Below are 18,829 nucleotides of genomic sequence, written 5' to 3'. Positions count from 1 at the left end.
AAAGCCTGTTAGTTGTCTAAACAAGCAGGCTTCACTTTAATCCTTTTTGAATCCAGGCTGCAACTTCCATCAACCAGGCAACGCCCAAATGAATAGCTACCCCACCCCATATATTTCGACTATACAATGCAATAACCCCTAATATATATCCTCCAAAAATAGCTCCGATAGTCTCTCCCAAAGGTTTACCAAAATGCAAAAACGCATAGGTAACAACCATAGGTAAAATTGCCTCCTTCCCAATTATTACTGCAATGCCAATCACCAGAAAACCTCTGAAAATTAACTCAGTCATCACAAATGCAGAGCCATAAGCCAGTTCATAGATAAATGCCAATACACCCTTTGGTAAACCCAACTGTTCATCTGGTAATGGAGATCTATAGGTAGGATAGGTCTCCAGAAAGTCTGGTTGAAAAGAGGCCCAGATAATGGGAGGTATCATAATCAACCACATAATAAAATAAGGTTTCAAATCAACCTTATAAAAAGTGAGGCCATAGAAAGTTTCCGGCCGAGGACGGTAATAAACATAAAACAGAGCCAATGGAATCAAAGTGCATACCAATGGAGCTAATTCATGTGCCAGTTTATAATTCCAGTAATATAAGCTACTATCCAATTTGCTTACATATGAACCAACGGAATACGAAAATTCAGGTTCTATGCTCAGAACAAGCATTCCAAATAAACTATATACCCAAAAGTTTTTATCGAGAGACTTTTTAGACAACTGTCCGGTTATTCGTAAAATTCCAATTGTACCATAATAGGAAAAGCTATACAAAAGAAAATACCACAAGTAACGTTGTGGGCTCCCCACATAGCTGTCAATAATACTATCCTCCAGATCAACATAATAGTTAAAAGAAATACTAACTATCAGAAACAAGGTAACTAATCCATATGTTCTTAGCGTAAAATCCTGACGAATATGTGTAAGAAGATAATGTATAATTTTCTTCATAGGAAAAAATTGTATTGAATAAAAAAACAGTGGTTTTAAAGAATAGAATACCTAGAATGTATATACAGTAGGAATTTTGCGCAGAAAGTAATCATTTTCTTTGGAATAAATCTCAAATAATCGATCAACCAAGTATAACCGATAGATTATTAAATAGAAATATTTTTTTAACAACATTGATTAAAATGTGAAATATTTTTACTTTTCAAAGACAAAATGAGGTAAAACTAATTAGGATATCTTCTATTAGTTTCCTGGTCTAATTACTTTTCTATTCATACGTTTATCTCCCTTCCATTTACTCATGAAAAAAAATACAACAGATCACTCAAACAGCAGACGAAAGTTTTTGAAAAATTCTGCACTAGCAGCATCTTCATTTATGATTGTACCAAGGCATGTATTAGGCAAAGGATTTATTCCTCCATCTGATAAATTAAATATTGCCGGGATTGGTGTAGGGGGTATGGGAGCTGCTAATTTGCGCAATCTGGCACCTACCGAGAATATTGTAGCATTATGTGATGTAGATGATGCGTATGCAGCCAAAACATACGATACCTATCCCAATGCTAAACGCCATAAGGATTATCGTAAAATGCTGGAGCAGCAAAAAGATATAGATGCAGTAGTAATTGCCACTCCAGATCACTTACATGCAGTACAAACAGTAGCAGCTATGAAGGCTGGCAAGCATGTGTATGTACAAAAACCATTGACATATACATTGCATGAAGCACGGGAGCTTGCCAAATTAGCTAAGGCAATGCCTAAAATTGTCACCCAGATGGGAAACCAAGGTCATTCCAATGACGATGCCCGCTTAATCAATGAGATTATTGCTGCAGATATGATTGGCAAAGTTACTGAAGTCCATGTATGGACCAATCGACCTATCTGGCCACAAGGTATCGCATTCCCTACAGATGCTCCTGCCACTCCTCCTTCATTGGATTGGGATCTATTTTTAGGACCGGCTCAACCAAGAACCTATAATCCAGCCTATCACCCATTTAAATGGAGAGGATGGGTAGATTATGGTGTTGGTGCATTAGGTGATATGGGAGCTCACCTGATAGATCACCCTGTATGGGCACTAGGGTTGGGAGCACCCACACATGTAGAAGCCTCTTCTTCTCAGTTTAATGGACAAACCTATCCGGTGGCCTCTATTGTATATTATGATTTTGCAGCCAGAGGTAAAATGCCAGCAGTTCGTTTGACCTGGTATGATGGTGGACTGTTGCCAGAAAGACCGAAAGAACTTTTACCTGAAGAAAAGATAGATCGTGGAGGTGGTGTACTTTATATAGGGAGCAAAGGAAAACTTATGCATGATACCTATGGAAGTAAGCCACGTCTGCTCCCAACTACAAAGATGCAGGATTTTAAAGCTCCCAAACAACTATTCCCACGAGTAGGAATGAGTCATGAGCGCAACTGGGCTGAGGCTTGTAAAGGAAATGGCAAGGCTAATTGTCCGTTTGATTATGCAGGTCCACTTACTGAAACTATGTTATTGGGAGTAATGGCTTTACGCATGCCAGGACAAAAACTGACATGGGATTCTGCCAATATGCAGTTTCCAGGAACACCAGATTTAAATCAATATGTAACGAGAACATATCGTTCTGGTTTCGAACTATAAACCAATACGTTATATATTTCCAGATGAAAAGCCTCTTTGGAAAAGAGGCTTTTTTTGTTTACCAAACTTCAGATTTACTACCAATAAAAGAAATTAAATGAAGTGTTCAGTATACACTTTTATGAATATTTATTACATTAGCATTATATTGGACTAATCTATACTTTCAAATTATCTGGTAAATATTATCCACTTCTACCTCTGACATTGCGTTATGTCTTTGCCAAGACTTTATCAGTTGGGCGTGCTATCTGTGTTTACACTGATTTGCTGTGCCTTTATACCCACAGATCAACAGGAAACACCTCCAATCATGCTGGATAATATTCACTATTTTGTGAATGATCCTAAAGCAGCCAAAGATTTTTTTGTCAAGCACTTTCAGGCAAAGCCATTGGCAAGACCAGACAAAAATCCTCTTTCGTTTATCGACTATCTTGAAGTAAGACCAGAACAAGCCTCTATAGCTATTTCACCTCGTGGGCCTTATCAGGGTATGTATATGCAGGAAGATCCTATCCGCTGGAAACGGACATCGGTTAAAGTCTCAGCAAAAACACCACCTACCTATGGTGTACATTGGCTTGCCTTACGCACAGAAAGTATTAAATACTCACTGAAGTCACTAGAAGCACAAGGTATAAAAGTAATATCGACTGAAGTCGATATTCCAGGAGAATCGTCCAAAGCTGCAATGATATGGGGGCCAGAATACACCCGTATTGTTATCATACAACGTAATCGGGAACGATCACAGGAAACACTGTATGGCATTGACCATGTGATGTTGCTGGTTGAGAATCTGGAAAAAAATATCAACTTCTTTAAGGATGTGTATAATGGGGAAATTTTAAAGAGAAATAATCTTTACTGCAAAATGAAAGTAGGAGACCATATACTCATTATGGCAGTTCCAGAGGCGTTGAACATTCCATCAAACACTGTTCATAAAATGGATACTATGCAGTTCAGACCTGGAATAGAACAGATAGGATTTCTATACAAAGACCCTCAGCCTGCGTATCAGGCTGCAGCCATTAAAGGTTATGAATTTAACCTCCGTCCTTCCCGGTTAATTTATCGTAATAAGCCTACCCCTTATATAACAGCCATTACACATTCGCCAGAAGGAATCTATTGCGAGATGTATGCAGAAGACGGAAGAGAAGGACCTCGTACAGTTTACATCAATCAGCCTTCAGAAACAATGAGTGGCAATAAAAAAGACAAATGAATTCATTTGTCTTTTTTATTTAACCAAAGGTTTTATACGAATGGCAAATGCATTAGCAGGATTAATCTTTAGAAGCTGATCTATTTCAACTTGCGTAAAACCATTCTGCGCCATCAGAGGAAGCAATTTTTTATGAATAGTTGTAAAGGGGCGAAAATCTCCACCTTTAGGTTCTCCTGGATGATACCATCCGGCATCATGTGAAATCAGTGTTCTATGCCATAATTGCTTTTCTTTCATAAAACGTAGCAATTGCAGATACTCATCCACATTCTGATCACTCAATCCATCCAGACTCACCCAAGCTCCTTCATTTACAGCCTCTATATACTTTTCTTTTTCAGGTTCAGATTGTGCATGTACCCAGATAAATGCCTGTGGATGTACCCCCTCATTTCGTAATATTTCCATCTGCTCAAAAGCAGGTATCGCAGGTCCTGTATGAGAAGCGATAACCATTCCTGTTTTTAAATGTGTACGTGCAGCAGCCTGTACCAGCTTCTGATGAATAGGCGATAAGGGTTCCGGGTCTACTCCTATTTTTATAAAACCAGGTTTAATACCTGTATCATCAATTCCCCGCTTGAATTCACGCACCCATCGGCTTGCCAATTGATCTGCTGTTTCTGTAAATGCAAAAGCTGGTAGAAATTTATTCTGTCTGGCACCATAGTATCCTGTATTGGTAATAATCTGTATTCCTGTCGCCTGTGAGACTAATTTTAGCAAAAGAGGATCTCTTCCCAAATAAGCGGGTGTACAGTCCACAATAGTCTGACACCCCAAAGCTTTTACTTCCTGCAAATAAGGTAACACTTTCTTTAAGACCTGATCCCTGTACCACCGATTTGGATTATACTTATCTGCTCCTATGAAATCCACCAGAATATGCTCGTGAATGAGTGACACACCCATAAAGGATGCCTCTTTGCTGGTTGTCACACACTGAATTCTGGGGGGTATTCGTTGTAAGGAGAGAGCAATAGATGGAGCAATTAGTAATCCACTAAGGACTCCGGAAGAAACTCGTATAAACTCGCGTCGGGTCACCGTTTTCATAGAATTAGAGTTATAGTGAGTTTGGAAAAATGTACGTTTTCGGTTCTGATTCAAGTTACGTATTTTTACTTACCAGCACAATATTTTCCCCTCCTTTTGACTGATAACCAGTATAGTTATGTCACTAAACCTAAGTCTTATCAATTTACTTATTTTATTTGGTGCTATACAGGGGTTATTGGTAAGTATCATCTTGTTTTTTTCAAAAGATGAAAATAAACTAAAAAGCAAGGCATTAGGAATGTTTATTGCTGTGCTTGTATACAATGGATTTGAAACTTTTAACTGGAGTTCAGGTATAAATTCTTACTTTTTTGCTCTTTTTCCGTTCACATTGATATTTGCCCTCGGTCCCAGCTTGTATCTGTATGTTTATGCAATCGTTCATCCTCAACAAAAAACACCTCAGTCTATTGTTTGGTATTATGCTCCTGTACTTGTACAATTTGTAATCCGTTGTTTTCTCATTCTCTATTTTATTTTGGAGAAAACACAACTTATTCATTCAAGTATTTTTACTCAAAAAATAGATTATTGGCAGGCAGTTATTGCAGAACCTTTAAGTGTATTGATATTTTGGCTGTACTTACTCTACTCAGTTAAACTGATACGTCAACAAGATTCTTCAGATAGGTTATCAAAATTCCGCTGGATAAAAATTTTAATTATAGCAATGCTAATACTAGGTATTGTTTGGGTGGTTACAGTAATTTCTCCTTTTGTATGGCCAACCTTCAATGAAAACCATTACTATCCATCAGAAGTCTTACTAGTTATTCTCATTTATTGGATCAGCTTTGCAGGGTATCATCGTACCAAAATAGTGTATCTTGAAACCGTCAAAGCAGGTTCTTCTTCTCTGGACACATTAACACCTGATGAAATTGCTGTTTGTGTACAAAAAATGCAGGAAGCTATGGAAAGCGAAAAACTTTATCTCGACCCAGATCTCACCGTAGCAAAATTAGCAGATCATATTTCCCTAAATTCAAGACAAGTTTCATCTATTCTCAATCAACATTTACAGAAAGGCTTTAGTGAGTTTGTAAATGAGTATCGTGTTAATGAAGTTAAACAACGCCTGTTGGCTAGCGAAAATCAACACATGACTATTTCAGGGATCGCACTGGATTGTGGATTTAGCTCTCAGGCAACATTTCAACGTGTTTTCAAACTTATGACGCAAATGACACCTAAGGAGTTTATACAGTCTGAAATCAGAAAAGTTAAAAATTAACTCTCAAAACCAGTTTTGAGAAGATTTGAAAAGAGAGTTTCTATTGTTTCGCTCAAAAAAACGAATGAAAAAAGCTCTCTTATTCTTGCTCTTGTTTCTGGCCGCTTCATGCCCCTGTATTTCTCAAAATACATTTTCATTTACGTTCCAAACTATGGAACATAGAGTTGATTCTATTTTTTCTGACTGGAATAAATCAGATTGCCCTGGTGGTTCGGTTGCAGTAGTTTTAGAAGGAAAGGTGCTATTACTCAAAGGATATGGTATGGCAAATATCCAACGGCATCTTCCCAATACACCTCAAACCACATTTAATGTAGCCTCTGTAGCCAAACAGTTTACCGCCATGTGTATAGCTCTGTTGGAAGAAGAAGGTAAACTCTCTTTTGACGATGATATTCGCAAATTCTTTCCTGAATTTAAGTTGAAAGAGAAAGTGACTGTCAGACATTTGCTCACACATACGAGTGGTTTACGGGAAGCATATGTACTGGCGGTATTATCAGGCAAAATAAATCTGAAAGGAAACATTCGAAAAAAATACAATACTACAGCTAACATGCTTTCTCTGATGTCAAATCAACAGGATCTGAATTTTAAGCCTGGCGATGAACATGCCTATACTAATATAAACTATGTATTACTGGGTGAGATTGTACACAGGATTAGTGGAATGTCATTACGATTATTTGCAGATCAGTATATTTTCAAACCTCTTCAGATGAATCATACGTTCTTTAATGATGTAGTATCTGGCGAACCATCCACACGAGCTGTTCCCTATCAACCCAGACGTAAACATCCGACAAAATTCAAGCGAAAATCACCTATAGATGGGGGTATAGTAGGTGATCACAATCTAATCACGACAGTTGATGATCTGATCTTATGGAATGAAAACTTTTGGCATAATCAACTAGGCCAAAAAGATCCGGCTCTTATATCAACCATGCAAACTCCTTACATACTCAATAATGGCGATACCATTCATTATGCATTTGGATTAAATATCCATTCGTATCACAATAATGCTGCAATTGGGCATGGAGGTGATGATTACAGATATACATCTTCGCTGGTACGTTTTCCAGACAAACACCTAAGCATTATTTGCCTGGCAAATAGTTCCCGTTATGATGATACAGAAAGAAAAGCCTTTGCTCTGGCAGATCTGATGCTCAACATCCAATCTCAACCTACAGATACAGTTAGAAAACCTTATCAATTTCTTTCTATCGATAAAAACTTCTTTAAAGATAAACTCAGTAACTATGAAGGCATCAGTAAGAAAAATCGCTATCGATTCAGACAGATTCTGATAAAAGATGAAAAAGTATATCTGGCATTCAGACCCAATAAGTCCCTACACGAATTAATGGCTATTGGAAATAATCATTTTGTGGCAAAAGTTGGAGATCCAGATTTGTACCTTCACATCTGGTTCTCTCATTCGGAAAATGGAGAAGTCTTACTCCACCAAAAATTCAAAAATGATACTACCCACTTTCGAATGAATCCCTCTCCTATTCTGCAAACGGCTGAACTAAGGAAATATACAGGTATCTACACCAATAAAGAGACACATAGCCGAATGAAGGTAAAAGTCAAAAAGCAAAATTTGATCGTCACCTTTAAAGGTATTATTCGCATCAAAACCATTCCTATTAGAATACATACTTTTTATGCACCTGATAACCAGGCAATCTTTCAGTTTGGAGGAAAAGAAAAAGATCGAATAGATCATTTTGTTATAGGTGCTGACGATTTTCGAAATGTCCGGTTCGAAAAATAAATTTCTTGTCTAGAGGCATTACCATTCCTGTCAACAACTAAGAAAACTATCCAGAGGCAACATATAACAACTGCCTCTGGATAAAACTATTTTTCAGCCAGTTCTATATCGTCCAGATTGTCAAAGCGGGCAATAACTCCCCATCCATAAAAGCTATTGGCAACACCAATAAGCAACTCATTGTCACCAGCCTTTAGAGGTAAAGTGAAAGATGTATTCTCAATAGAGCATCTGCCAAAGGGAGGTTTCATCAGGATGGCACCATACAGATTTTTATCTACATATACCGGATTGCCATTCAACATTACCCAAACTTCATCACTGAAGCCCATTCTCACCTGCCGAATCAGATCTGACTTTGCCTTAATGGTAGTTTTTAACCATACATATCTTCTAGAGTCACTCTTTCCATACATACGGGTCAGATTTACTAAACCCTGTCTTTCGGATTGTATAGATTCCCAGGAGGTCTCTTTTGTAGGAAATGCCTTTACATTAAGTAATTCCCTTCCCATTGGAAGAGAATCAGGTTTTGTAACGGCCCAGGAACGAATATATCGGGAATCATGATTGGTCAGATCAATACCTTCTGTAGTTGATAAGCCTTCAATTTCTCCAGGCTTTACAATAAGGTTGGCATAAACAGCTGGGCCTTCAAAGGCAATAGTTCCCTGTTTGGTATTTCCTTCCAGACGAGGTATTTCAAGTGTGGAGTGAGCGTTGTTATTGACATACACTCTCATTTGTAACTCTGAAACAACCAGTTTAATATGATTCCACTCTTTTTCTTTAATCAAAGCGGGTCCCTGAAAAAGAGGTAGCATATCCCACATGTTTACTCCCCCAATAATTGGTGCATATTGTATAGCATCTATTGCTTTGGCGTTATTGACTCTTTGTGCCCGTAAGTATACAAATTCAGATTCCATAGCATTCTGCCATCGGAAATATACACCCACAAAAGTTGATTCGGTTTGCTCGACATCAAACTCAATAGTTCCGTCTGAGAATATAAAGTCTTTCAATACAACAGGTCCGGATTTAGGCAGTAACTTCATCCCTTGCACATTTTTATAGGTCACAAATTCTGCCTTCTGAGGTGCAAACTCCCAGCGATCTGCCTGCATAGGGATAGAGATAGATTTTCTCTGCTTTGAGACTCCTGAACGTGATTTGCTCTCAGATTGAGCAAATACTACCATCGATGTCAAACACAAGCCTAGAAATAAATATATAGCTTTCATATAAGTAGTAGTTTGGAGATTGAGATTTTCGGATTCAACAACGTAAAAATTCTGCTTTCATTCGTTTATAGAAGAAAGCAGAAGAAGTCATTTCACAGTAAAATCTACCTGTGCATTTTCCCACTTAAGTGTTACAAGTCCCTGATTGGAAACAGTGAAGGTCATTCTCTCAGTGAAGCTTTTGGATTTTTTTACTGGCACATTCACTCGCAATACATCTTCTTCCTGTTTATAGCTAAAAGCACCCCATTTAATAGTTTTATTGAAAATGATCGTCCACTCTTTTTCATTTGGAATGGTAAACAAGGCATATTTTCCTTTAGCCAGAGGTTTTCCTTCTATGGTTACATCATCCGAGAATTCAATAGAAGTAGTCTCATTGGCACCTGTACGCCATACCTGCCCATAAGGAACCAGCTTACCCCAGACATCCCGGTTTTTCACTGCAGGTTGACTGTACTGAATGGTAATGGTTTTATTTCCAGCCTTTCCGCTTGCAGTAGCTGGGGGACTCTCACGTGGCTTGTCATTTTGAGCAAATGCATCCATAGTGATAAAGCTTAACATAAACAGGATGGCACTCAGTGTGTGTTTTCTTAATTGGGTTGTCATGTGTGATTAGATTTAAATGAAACATGGTGCAAAGGTTCCATATATGGGCCAAATGCGCCATTCACCACTTTTCCAAATTGGTGCAAGTTGGTGCAAGCATAAAAATAGTATCTTTGATAAGGCAAAACCCTTACAACAATGCAATCGGAAGATGTTCTTATTGAAAAGTGTAAACACCTGATTGAGGAAAAGACAGGCTGGGGAAATAGTGAGTTCTGGAAAAATCAGGATTTTACAGAACTGAGTGAAAAGATTTATGAAGAGACAAAAATAAACCTCAGTCCTACTACATTGAAACGTGTGTGGGGAAAAGTAAAATATGAGAGTTTACCTAATCTAAGCACGCTTAATACACTGGCTAGCTTTGTAGGGTATGAAAACTGGAGAGAGTTTAAGCTAAAAAGTATACAGGAAGAACAACCTCGTATTACTGTTCCTCAAACTGAAGTAATATCCCAACAGATAAACCCACCCAAAACAGAACCACGTTTTCAGACAAAGAGCATTGGGGTATTCAGTCTGATTTTGCTACTGGCAGGTGCAGGCTGGCTTACTATCCAAACGTTTTCCAAAGCAGACATAAAAAAAGAAAACCAATCTTCGACCCCATTCTCGTTTACTAGTAAACCTGTTACCAAAGGCATCCCAAATTCTGTAGTATTTACCTATGATGCTACTGCGGCTACTACTGATTCGGTATTTATTCAGCAATCCTGGGACCCTAAACGACGGGTTCTGGTTCCCAAAAACAAACATCAATACACTTCCATTTATTATTATCCTGGATTCTTTAAAGCAAAACTTGTAGTAGGAGATCGGATTGTTAAAGAACATGACTTGCTTATTCCATCAGATGGTTGGATTGTAGCTGTTCAACAGGAACCTGTTCCTGTCTATTTTTCAGAACGGGAAACGAGAAAGAATGGTACACTTGGATTGTCGCCTGTACAGATCGAGGCTAAACACATACCTATGCAACCTCAACCTCCTTTTGTAATATTTCGGAATGTTCGCGACTTTAAAGGAATACTTAACGACAATTTCATTTTTGAAACAGAAGTAAAAAGCAACTACAACCAGGGCTCAGCGATTTGTCAGTTCTCACAGATTATGTTGTTACTGGAAAATGATATGATGAGTATACCGCTAAGTAACCTAGGTTGTGTATCAGATTTGAATATGTCGGTAGGCGATAAGTTTATGGAAGGCAAAACGACTGATTTGTCAGGATTTGGAAGTGATATGAGTCATTGGACAAAAGTCAGAGTGGAATGCAGGAACAAAAAAGTACAATTTTTCATCAATGATAAAAAAGCACTGGAAACTTCATTCTCTAATGCCGCCACTCGGATTGTTGGGATTCATTATGGTTTTCAGGGAACGGGGTCAATACGTTATACCAAACTTCAAAGATTGAATGGAGAGGTCGTATTTGAAGAAAATTTTCAGACTCAGACAGCTATGTAATCTATCTGAGTCTGAAAGATAGTTTGCAGGACTTACAATATTTTAATGCGTATATTTCGGTATTCTACTTTGTGTTCATGATCCTGGAAAGCTATTTTTCCTTTGGCGTGAGGAGTAGCGTAAGGCCATTTAGTAAACTTACTCACAGCTAATTGTTTCTTCCATTCAGGTCCTCCATACTCGTATTCCACTACCTTCTCACCGTTTAGCCAGTGTTCCACATGGTTTTTATTTACAATAATTACTGCTTCGTTCCATTCACCAGGTGCTTTGGCTTTGAAAGCTGATGGAGCCTGCATATCATAGTTAGCTCCTGACTTTTGCTTATCTGTTATATGAATCTCTTTTCCGTTTTCCATATAAGGCGGATAGCCATTGTCATCTATAATCTGATATTCTGGACCCGACTCATAAGAGCTTTTATACTTTTTGTCTTCAATAACTTTGTAAATTACTCCACTGTTGCCTTTAGGCTCTACATTCCAGTCAAAACGAAGTTCAAAGTTTTCATATTCATCGTTACTGGTCAAATCAGCTCCTGTATTACCCGGACACACCAATATACCTCCTTCTGCTTTCCAGCCAATTACACTATCTCCTTTCAGATAGCTATGCCATCCGGCGGTGGACTGTCCATCAAATAACAATTTAAAACCCTGACTTTCTTCTTCACTGGTAAGTTTATTTAAAGAAGCTGTTTCAGTCAGTACTGCTGTAGTATCATTAGTCGCTACAGAAGCAGTATCAGTTGTGTTTTCATCATGCTTAGTGGAAGAGTTGCAGGCTGATAACCATACACTTCCTGTTACGGCAAATGCCAGTAAAAATTTAGCATTCATGGATTGTACAGAAGATTTGAGGTGAATAAGTGAAACAAAACACCTATAGTATAAAGGTGAGGTACACAATGTTACATAATTTCAACTCAAAAAAGCAATGGGTCAAACCAAAACTTTCTGATCTTATGTTATTTACTATAAACAAGATAGAAAACAAGGAAGATGTCTATATAAATTTGCTTCTGTTGAATATAGCTTTTTGTATCTTTGACTAATTCGTCTTGATCCTATTGGATAATGCAGTAACATAGAAATACGTAAAAAAATCCTTCAATGAATACTTTATATATAAAAAATATGGTCTGCAACCGTTGCAAGATGGTTGTACAACAGGTACTCCAGGAAGAAGGATTACATCCTATAGATATGCAGTTGGGAGAAGTACAGATACAGGAAGAATTAGCTGTCAATCAAGCTCAGTCACTCAGAGAAAAATTGGAAGAAGTAGGATTTGAACTGCTGGATGACAAAAAGCAAAAAATGATTGAACGTATCAAAACAGTAATTATTACCCTGATTCATTCAGAAAATGATAATCTGCAAAAAGTAAATCACTCCGATTATATAGCTGAACAGCTTAATCGTGACTATGGCTATCTAAGCAGTCTTTTTTCAGAAGTAGAAGGTATTACGATTGAAAAATACATTATCAATCAGAAAATAGAAAAGGTGAAAGAACTACTCATGTATGATGAACTTTCATTGAGTGAAATAGCCGATCAACTTCACTATAGCAGTGTACAACATCTTTCCAATCAATTCAAAAAAGTGACAGGATTGACACCAAGTCATTTCAAACAGTTGAAAGAAAAGAAACGTAAGTCTCTGGATCAGGTATAAACCACATCCATACAAATCCAATACTAATGCCTCATATATGCATATGAGGCATTCTCTTTCACTTCCAAATTGGCAGTGCTTTCTAATAAAAAATCTTCTTTTCGGGTAGCCAGTAAAGTCCAGCTCTTAATCAAAAGACCGATTTACTTAACCTATCTATCACACTACTCAAGTTTTCTGTTGAGTTATTAGCCAATAATACCAGTGCTCTTTTCTTCTCTTTTGAGAAAAGGATGAAACTGGTAAAACCTCCTGTTCCTCCGTCATGCACATATACTGCATGACCATTAATAGTGAGTTCAAACCAGGCTAAACCTACTTTCTTGTCATCTAAAGTCGATGTAATCTGATGACAAAATGCGAAACTCTTGCCTATTGTATTATTGCCAGGGTTTATATTTGCTTGTGCATATACTAACAAATCCTTTACAGTAGAACGCAATGCACCTGCTCCCTTAAACCCATTCAGATCATTCCAATAAGCTACAGGTTTACCTTTCGCATCGTACCCTTTTGCAAATCTCAGCTTTTCATCTTCAGACAAAGTTATTTTTGTATCCTTCATTCCCAGAGATATAGCTATCTTCTCTTCCACAAGTTGTTCATAGCTTTTCCCTGTATTTCGTTCAAGTATTAGCCCTGCAACTCCAAAAGCCAGATTTGAATACTCGAATACTGTTTCAGGTGTATTCTTCAATGGTTTATTTTTCAGATATACATATACTTTCGTACTATCATAATGTTTGTACGGTTCTTGAGTATTTGCTCCATTTGCCAAGTCATCAGGCAACCTGGGTAATCCGGAACTATGATTGAGTAGATCTTTTAGTTTTACCTGAATTCCATTTTTTTCCAAAAAAGAAAGAGGTAAAAATTTACTGGCTGGCTCTTCCAGATTTATCTGCCGGCTAGCAGTAAAATCAGTCATAAGTGCAGCAGTAAAGGTTTTTGAGATAGAACCTATTTCAAAAATAGTATTTTCATCAGGCAGTTGATGTGTCTCCTTATTGCTGTGTCCATACCGATAAATAAATGTACTGTCATTGCGAAAGATTCCAATCACAAATCCTCCGGTACTGGATGCAGAAGCATATTTTTCGACTGTGCTATGAACTGTCTGGTCAAGTGAAGAAGTCAGTGGATTGTTTGTCACAATTGGTTGGGTAGCATCTTCTTTACAACCCAGACAGTTGGCAAGGAGTAGAATACTTATTAAATACGTTTTCATAGTTACTTGTTTTGAGTGAATGAAATAATAATGACCACTCAAAACAAGATCCATATTCTTTCATTTCCAGACTTGGAATCAACTTTTTGACTGAAATGCTATTCATTTAACCCTGAAATGCTATATCCACTTTTATCCATTTCCTAAACTCTGCTGCTTTAGTTCGGCTCACAAAGATTTCTCCTGATACTCCACTACCTTCTTTAAGCACTACTTTTATTTTTCCATATGTATCTGAATGAATTGATTTTACCAACATACGAGAAAGAATCAATTGCCTATTAGCCCGAAAGAAATTGCCAGTTTTCAATGCTTCTTCCAGATAATCCAACGAACAATCCACAACCAATTTCTTTCCTTCTGTAGTTACTACCCAACAAATTCCATCTGTAACAAACGCTCCTGCAACTTCCGACATATCCAGAATTAATTCCTTCTTTCCTGATTTTATCATTAGTCGATTAGTTTCAGTTTTTGGTTTTCGAACATGTTTTTGCTCTGTCAGATCTGTCAATATGGATGGCAGGGTAATACTTTGTTGTTCGTGGAAGCGATAAAAGTAAAGGCTTACATAAATAAAATTGAGCATACACAGCAAAATTACAATAACAGGCAAATCAATTTTATAAAAGTAAAGCCACAGATTGGGATCATGTGGCGTGACAATAAATGTGTAAGTCGTCCAGGTGATACCAATAATAAGTACCAGACAGACGGGAACAGTTATCAGCAATTGGAGTAACAATCGTTTCAGAAAACCATTCTGCCAGGGATAATATCGGTCTAATAGTAAAACAACCGTTCGTATTAACTCCCAAACCAAAATAGCAGTCAGAATATCTGCACCTATGCAATAAGCCAACTTCCAATCCCAAAAATCTTCACTATAGTCCAGATATAACTGGAGGGATAACATAAGGGGTAGAATAATGGCTCTTACCCATTTGTCTTTATACTCTATCTGAGAAATGGATGCGGCTAACATGCTGATCGCAAAGAATGGATTTGTTATCTTTCCTTCAAAAATAGATCCATAGAATAAGTGGTTGAAATTTTTTGTATCAGAGGTTTATTTTAAAGCCTAATGGTTAACTGATAAAACCTTTACCGAAAATCTTGCAATACTTCCCGAAAATTATGTAATACTATTCAGGCATTGAAGGTATACTTTTGTATCATAACAACACGTTGATACAAAGCTGTCATGGAAACAACAACTCAACATACCACATCTGTTAAAATTCCATTGGTTGGAGTAGACAATGAACATTGTGCAATGCTTGTCGATCAGGAATTAGATAAAATTGATGGCATTACAAACCATAGCGTAGATGTAAATAATGAATGGGCGAAAGTCGGCCTTGATCCGCAAAAAAACAGCATTCCCCAAATTGTACGTTCCATTCGGGATCTTGGCTATGATGTAGCTACACTGAAACAAACCTTTCCTGTATTGGAAATGTCCTGTGCATCCTGTGCTATTAGTGTAGAAAGTATTTTAAAGGTTCAGAAAGGAGTAGTGAATGCTTCCGTAAACTATGCCAATGGCTCAGCGCAGGTAGAATATATTCCAGGCACTCTTGACACAGCGGAACTCCGTAAAGCGGTTCAATCTGTTGGTTATGATCTGGTATTGGAACAGGCAGAAGGTCGCAATATTCAGGAAGAGGCTCAACAAAAGCATTACCTGGCGTTAAAGTTCAAAACGATCTGGTCAGCGGTTCTTGCCGTACCTGTAGTCGTTATTGGGATGTTCTGGATGGATTTTCCCTATGGCAACTGGATTATGATGGTATTAACGGCAGTTATATTGTCTGTATTTGGTAAAAGCTTTTTTGTGAATGCGTTTAAACTGGCTCGTCATGGCAATGCTAATATGGATACCCTGGTAGCGTTAAGTACTGGGATTGCCTTTCTATTTAGTGTATTCACTACAGTGTATCCCGAATTTTTCCATCACAGAGGTTTACATTCACATGTATATTTTGAATCTGCTGCCGTAGTCATTGTTTTTATTCTATTAGGAAAAATGCTGGAAGAGCAGGCAAAATCCAATACCTCTTCTGCGATCAAAAAACTCATTGGTTTACAACCCAAACAAGTTACCCGAATCACTCCGGAAGGACAGGAACAAACAATCACTATCAGTGAGGTACAAGTTGGAGATAAATTACTGGTTCGTCCAGGAGATAAAATACCTGTGGACGGTTTAGTACTATCAGGCAGTTCCTTTGTAGACGAAAGCATGATCAGCGGAGAGCCAATACCTGTGGAAAAGAAAGAAGGGTTAAAAGTACTGGCAGGTACAGTCAATCAAAAAGGAAGTTTTCGGTTTATAGCAGAGAAAGTAGGAAGTGATACTTTACTGGCGCACATTATTCAACGGGTACAGGAAGCTCAAGGTAGCAAAGCACCTGTCCAGAAACTGGTAGATAAAATTGCAGGTATCTTCGTACCGGTAGTCATTGGTATTGCTATGCTGAGCTTTGTACTCTGGCAAATCTTTGGAGGAGACAATGCTCTTACACAAGGCTTACTGGCGCTGGTCACCGTTTTGGTTATAGCCTGCCCTTGTGCTCTCGGTCTGGCAACTCCTACTGCCATTATGGTAGGTGTTGGTAAAGGTGCTGAAAATGGCATTTTGATTAAAGATGCAGAAAGCCTGGAACTAGCACATAAAATTACAGCTATTGTGCTGGACAAAACCGGAACCATTACGGAAGGAAAGCCAGAAGTGACTGATATGCATTCAATCACTTCATTATCTGATATGCAGAAATCCATTTTGCTGGGAATTGAATCACAATCTGAGCATCCGTTGGCAGAGGCTGTTGTAAGAAAGTTACGCAAAGAAGGCATCAAATCCGTATCGCTGGACTCTTTTGAAAGTATCACAGGGAAAGGTGTAGAAGCCATGTATGAGGGCAAAACCTATCGGATAGGTAGTCAAAGCTTTATGGAAGAAAATGCCATTTCTGCTGATTCTACACTAAAAGATCAATCCCAAACTTTGCAAAAAGAAGGTAAAACGGTAATTTTCTTTTCAGAAGACAACACATTGTTAGCTATTCTGGCTATTGCAGATACAATTAAAAAGACATCTTCTCAGGCAATCAGTCGTTTGCAAAAGAATGGCATTGAAATTTATATGCTCACAGGGGACAATGCACATACAGCTCAGGCAGTAGCAAAACAAGTCGGTATACGGCACTATAAGGCAGAGGTAATGCCATCTGATAAAGCAGATTTTATCAAAGACTTGCAACAACAGGGAAAAGTTGTGGCAATGGTGGGTGATGGTATCAATGACTCACAGGCACTTGCACAGGCAGATGTAAGTATTGCGATGGGCAAAGGTTCAGACATTGCCATGGATGTAGCCAAAATGACACTTATTTCATCCGATCTGCAACGTATCCCTCAAGCCATTCGTTTATCCGGTCTGACAGTCAATGCTATCCGGCAAAATCTGTTCTGGGCATTTATCTATAACCTGATAGGTATTCCGGTTGCAGCAGGTATTCTTTATCCATTGTATGGGTATATGCTCAATCCCATGATTGCAGGAGCTGCGATGGCATTGAGCTCTGTATCTGTAGTAAGCAATAGCCTTCGGTTACGCTGGAAAAATTAGATTCCTGATTGTACGCAACTTTACAACCATTACTACTGCATCTTATGGCACATACACATTCGCATAACGGGCACAGTCATTCACACGATCATGGACATATTCATGGCCCTATCACCAATATAAACACAGCTTTTGTGGTAGGTATTGTGCTCAATTTGGCGTTTGTAGTTATTGAGGCCGGGGTGGGCCTATACTCCAAATCACTGGCTCTGCTTACAGATGCGGGTCATAATCTAAGTGATGTAGCCAGTCTGGCATTAGCACTCCTGGCATTTCGTCTTGCCAAAGTAAAGCCAACCCATACATTCACATATGGCTATCGAAAAACAACTATACTGGTTGCCTTATTGAATGCAGTTATCCTATTGATTGCAATTGGAGGCATTGGCTATGAAGCAGCCATGCGACTAAATCACCCGCAACCCATTGAGGGCCGTGAAGTGGCAATTGTTGCAGGTGTGGGAATTCTAATTAATTCATTGACCGCATTTCTCTTTTTTCGAAGTCAGCATACTGATTTGAATATTAAAGGGGCTTATCTGCATATGGCAGCTGATGCGTTGGTATCGTTAGGAGTAGTCTTTGCGGGTTTACTCATTTCTGCTACAGGCTGGTACTGGGTAGATAGTATTACCAGCTTTATTGTAATTGTTGTGATTCTGATTGGCACATGGGGACTATTGCGAGATAGCATTATTCTTTCATTGGATGGTGTACCCAAAGACATTAATTTAGATGAGGTAGAATCAAAAGCTTTACAGATAAAAGGTATTCACAAAATACACCATATTCATATCTGGGCTATAAGCACAACTGAGAATGCACTCACAGCTCATCTGGTTTTGGATAGCAATACGGATTTTGAAGCAGCAGATCAGATCAAGAAGCAACTCCGGCATGAACTGGAACATATGAATATTCAACATGCAACCTTTGAAACAGAGTTAGTTACACAGGAATGTACCAGTAGGCAGTGTTAATATTTGTTTATTATACCAAAATTATACACATGATAACGACAATTATAT

15 protein-coding genes are annotated in these 18,829 nt (G+C 38.2%); 8 read left to right on the top strand and 7 right to left on the bottom strand.

Going from position 1 to position 18,829, the window contains the following annotated elements:
- Positions 1-31 precede the first annotated feature (31 nt).
- Entirely contained in the window at positions 32-967 is a 936-nt protein-coding gene (locus QNI22_RS03685) for a CPBP family intramembrane glutamic endopeptidase (protein WP_314509268.1), read from the bottom strand.
- A gap of 304 nt (positions 968-1,271) precedes the next feature.
- Here QNI22_RS03685 and QNI22_RS03680 point away from each other — a divergent pair, with 304 nt between their 5' ends.
- The gene (locus tag QNI22_RS03680) at positions 1,272-2,615 is read left to right on the top strand and encodes a Gfo/Idh/MocA family protein (protein ID WP_314509267.1); all 1,344 of its coding nucleotides are present in this window, start codon (positions 1,272-1,274) and stop codon (positions 2,613-2,615) included.
- Positions 2,616-2,829: 214 nt separating this feature from the next.
- Positions 2,830-3,849 carry a VOC family protein gene (locus QNI22_RS03675; RefSeq protein WP_314509266.1) on the top strand — a complete coding sequence of 340 codons (1,020 nt, stop codon included), beginning with the start codon at positions 2,830-2,832 and terminating at the stop codon, positions 3,847-3,849.
- A 15-nt stretch (positions 3,850-3,864) separates the two neighbouring features.
- Here the strand turns inward: QNI22_RS03675 and QNI22_RS03670 are convergent, their stop codons facing one another.
- Positions 3,865-4,908, bottom strand: a complete 1,044-nt coding sequence (locus QNI22_RS03670; RefSeq protein ID WP_314509265.1) for a phosphotriesterase family protein — start codon at positions 4,906-4,908, stop codon at positions 3,865-3,867.
- A gap of 193 nt (positions 4,909-5,101) precedes the next feature.
- On the opposite strand from QNI22_RS03670, the gene QNI22_RS03665 reads away from it, so the two are divergent.
- Together QNI22_RS03665 and QNI22_RS03660 are read left to right on the top strand one after the other, a co-directional pair.
- On the top strand, positions 5,102-6,145 hold the full coding sequence (locus QNI22_RS03665; protein ID WP_314509264.1) for a helix-turn-helix domain-containing protein: 1,044 nt from the start codon (positions 5,102-5,104) through the stop codon (positions 6,143-6,145).
- A gap of 154 nt (positions 6,146-6,299) precedes the next feature.
- On the top strand, positions 6,300-7,937 hold the full coding sequence (locus QNI22_RS03660; protein ID WP_314509263.1) for a serine hydrolase domain-containing protein: 1,638 nt from the start codon (positions 6,300-6,302) through the stop codon (positions 7,935-7,937).
- A gap of 86 nt (positions 7,938-8,023) precedes the next feature.
- On the opposite strand, the gene QNI22_RS03655 is transcribed toward QNI22_RS03660, so the two are convergent.
- On the bottom strand, positions 8,024-9,181 hold the full coding sequence (locus QNI22_RS03655) for a LamG domain-containing protein (protein ID WP_314509262.1): 1,158 nt from the start codon (positions 9,179-9,181) through the stop codon (positions 8,024-8,026).
- Positions 9,182-9,268: 87 nt separating this feature from the next.
- Positions 9,269-9,793 carry a DUF2911 domain-containing protein gene (locus QNI22_RS03650; protein WP_313992929.1) on the bottom strand — a complete coding sequence of 175 codons (525 nt, stop codon included), beginning with the start codon at positions 9,791-9,793 and terminating at the stop codon, positions 9,269-9,271.
- 138 nt (positions 9,794-9,931) lie between these two features.
- Here QNI22_RS03650 and QNI22_RS03645 point away from each other — a divergent pair, with 138 nt between their 5' ends.
- Positions 9,932-11,260 carry a hypothetical protein gene (locus tag QNI22_RS03645; RefSeq protein WP_314509261.1) on the top strand — a complete coding sequence of 443 codons (1,329 nt, stop codon included), beginning with the start codon at positions 9,932-9,934 and terminating at the stop codon, positions 11,258-11,260.
- A 32-nt stretch (positions 11,261-11,292) separates the two neighbouring features.
- On the opposite strand, the gene QNI22_RS03640 is transcribed toward QNI22_RS03645, so the two are convergent.
- A complete protein-coding gene (locus tag QNI22_RS03640) occupies positions 11,293-12,099 on the bottom strand; it encodes a 3-keto-disaccharide hydrolase (protein ID WP_314509260.1) in 807 nt (268 codons plus the stop codon).
- A gap of 318 nt (positions 12,100-12,417) precedes the next feature.
- Between QNI22_RS03640 and QNI22_RS03635 the strand changes: the two genes are divergently transcribed.
- Positions 12,418-12,939 (top strand): helix-turn-helix domain-containing protein, encoded by a 522-nt coding sequence (locus tag QNI22_RS03635; protein ID WP_314509259.1) that lies wholly within the window; start codon positions 12,418-12,420, stop codon positions 12,937-12,939.
- Positions 12,940-13,069: 130 nt separating this feature from the next.
- Here QNI22_RS03635 and QNI22_RS03630 read toward each other — a convergent pair whose 3' ends face one another.
- Together QNI22_RS03630 and QNI22_RS03625 are read right to left on the bottom strand one after the other, a co-directional pair.
- Complete coding sequence (locus QNI22_RS03630; RefSeq protein WP_314509258.1) at positions 13,070-14,167, bottom strand: serine hydrolase domain-containing protein; 1,098 nt, start codon at positions 14,165-14,167, stop codon at positions 13,070-13,072.
- Between the two features lie 106 nt (positions 14,168-14,273).
- Complete coding sequence (locus tag QNI22_RS03625) at positions 14,274-15,152, bottom strand: LytR/AlgR family response regulator transcription factor (protein WP_314509257.1); 879 nt, start codon at positions 15,150-15,152, stop codon at positions 14,274-14,276.
- A gap of 219 nt (positions 15,153-15,371) precedes the next feature.
- Here QNI22_RS03625 and QNI22_RS03620 point away from each other — a divergent pair, with 219 nt between their 5' ends.
- Entirely contained in the window at positions 15,372-17,801 is a 2,430-nt protein-coding gene (locus tag QNI22_RS03620) for a heavy metal translocating P-type ATPase (protein WP_314509256.1), read from the top strand.
- A gap of 44 nt (positions 17,802-17,845) precedes the next feature.
- The gene (locus tag QNI22_RS03615; protein WP_314509255.1) at positions 17,846-18,781 is read left to right on the top strand and encodes a cation diffusion facilitator family transporter; all 936 of its coding nucleotides are present in this window, start codon (positions 17,846-17,848) and stop codon (positions 18,779-18,781) included.
- The last annotated feature ends 48 nt before the right edge of the window (positions 18,782-18,829 follow it).

It is taken from the genome of Xanthocytophaga agilis, assembly GCF_030068605.1.
Taxonomy (GTDB): domain Bacteria; phylum Bacteroidota; class Bacteroidia; order Cytophagales; family 172606-1; genus Xanthocytophaga; species Xanthocytophaga agilis.
The sequence above is the reverse complement of the archived record's forward strand: the minus strand, read 5'-3'. Positions and strand labels throughout refer to the sequence as shown.